This window comes from Capnocytophaga sp. oral taxon 329 str. F0087 (assembly GCF_000213295.2).
GTDB classification, from domain to species: Bacteria; Bacteroidota; Bacteroidia; order Flavobacteriales; family Flavobacteriaceae; genus Capnocytophaga; species Capnocytophaga leadbetteri_A.
On the sequence record NZ_KN390060.1, the window covers coordinates 6,721 to 8,656 of the forward strand.

Annotated in this window: 2 protein-coding genes; both read right to left on the bottom strand. The window is 41.4% G+C overall.

The window, feature by feature from the left end; genetic code table 11:
• A partial coding sequence (gene rny, locus HMPREF9074_RS10860; RefSeq protein ID WP_034540778.1) for a ribonuclease Y occupies positions 1–1,331 on the bottom strand: 1,331 nt, incomplete at its 3' end.
• Positions 1,332–1,567: 236 nt separating this feature from the next.
• Positions 1,568–1,858, bottom strand: coding sequence for a cell division protein ZapA (locus HMPREF9074_RS10865; protein ID WP_009390953.1), 291 nt, complete (start codon positions 1,856–1,858; stop codon positions 1,568–1,570).
• Between the last annotated feature and the right edge of the window lie 78 nt (positions 1,859–1,936).

The following is a 1,936-nucleotide window of genomic DNA, read 5'->3' on the forward strand; positions in this document are numbered from 1 at the left end:
TAAGAGTCAAGCACTTGGCGGCGCGCTCCTGGGCGTGCTCCACTGATAGCATCGCATACTTGTACGATAGGCGATAGTAGAGAGGTCATCTCTATTTCGTCGTGGTGTGCCCCTATGGCATTGCATACTTCTGGTTTTTCGCCGTATTTCTCAGCCCATTCCATACCGAGTAGTGCGTGAGGAGTTTCACTTTCTACTTGTGGCACTTTTCCGATGTCGTGTAGTAGTCCGGCACGTTTGGCAAGTTTAGGGTTTAAACCTAATTCTGCAGCCATAACCCCACATAGTTTAGCTACTTCGCGAGAGTGCTGTAATAAGTTTTGCCCATATGAAGAACGATATTTCATACGCCCTACACACTTCACTAATTCAGGGTGTAGTCCGTGTATACCGAGGTCTATCACAGTGCGTTTCCCTATTTCAACAATTTCTTCTTCTATTTGTTTAGTAGTTTTTTCTACTACCTCTTCTATACGAGCAGGGTGTATACGGCCATCGGTAACGAGTTTGTGTAATGAAAGGCGTGCTATCTCGCGGCGTACAGAGTCAAAGCAAGAGAGGATAATTGCTTCAGGGGTGTCGTCTACTATTATCTCTACCCCAGTAGCAGCTTCGAGGGCACGTATGTTGCGCCCTTCGCGCCCAATGATACGGCCTTTTACTTCATCAGACTCGAGGTTAAATACCGATACACAATTGTCTACTGCCTCTTCAGTACCGATACGTTGTATGGTATTGATGATAATTTTGCGTGCCTCTTGGTGTGCAGTTAGTTTTGCTTCTTCAATAGTGTTTTGTATATAAGCCATTGCATCGGCTTGTGCTTCGCTACGCAGCGAATCAGTTAATTGCTTTTTGGCCTCTTCAGCAGAAAGTCCTGAAATAACTTCTAACTGTAGCACTTGGCTTTTGTGTAGGCGGTCTATTTCCTCCTGCTTTTTGTCGAGTGTTTGCAGGCGGTGTTCAGCCTCTTGTGTTTTAGTTTCTAACTCGTCTTTTAAACGTTTGTTTTGGGCTAACTCGTTAGATACTTGCGATTCCTTATCGCGAATACGCTTCTCTGCCTCTGCCATTTTCTTGTCTTTAGCAGCGATAGTTTTTTCGTGTTCTGATTTAAGTTCTAAGAATTTCTCTTTGGCTTGATAGATTTTTTCTTTTTTGATGTTTTCTGCCTCGTTTTTAGCATTTTTGAGTAGAATGTCGGCTTCGCTTTGTGCATTGAGAATAATTTTTGAAGCGTTCTTCTTCTCAAGAACTTTTGCTATGCTAAATCCTACGAATAGCGCAATGATAAAAACGGCAATGATTACTATAATACTTGTACTGTCCATCTTTTGGTATATGATATAAAATTGATTATATAAAAAAAGCCTATATTGATTAGATTGTTTCACGTAAAACTCTGAGAAACAGGTTTAGGGATACTGGGTGGGGCAAGTATCCGCAACGCAATGGCGGCACGCTTTAGCCACTCCAACTCACCCTTTTTTTTAATGTTAATGTTGAGTTTACCGAAAGGTTAATCAATATAGGCAGTAAGTTTTTCTTATGTAAAAGAACTTTTATTTTAAGCAAGACTATTAAGCACAGCATAAATATCCTGTAGCTTTTTAGTTATTTGCTCTTGTTTGTCATCTTCGTCCAGCTTTTCTTGCGAGGCTTGGCGCGCTAGCACTATTGCACACATAGCTATAGCGTCTTGCTTGTCGCGCAGGTCGTAATGCCGCTCGAAGGTTTGAATCATTTCATTTATCTTTTTAGCCGCCAATCTAAAACTTTCCTCTTCTGAGGGGTCAATGGAGAGAGGATAGAGCCTATCGGCTACCATTAGTTTGATATTCAGCAAATCCTTGTCCATTGCATTTATTTAGAAAGTTGTGCTATGCACGCATCGATTTCGCGTATGAGTGCATTTATTTTCTGTTTTGTTTCAGTT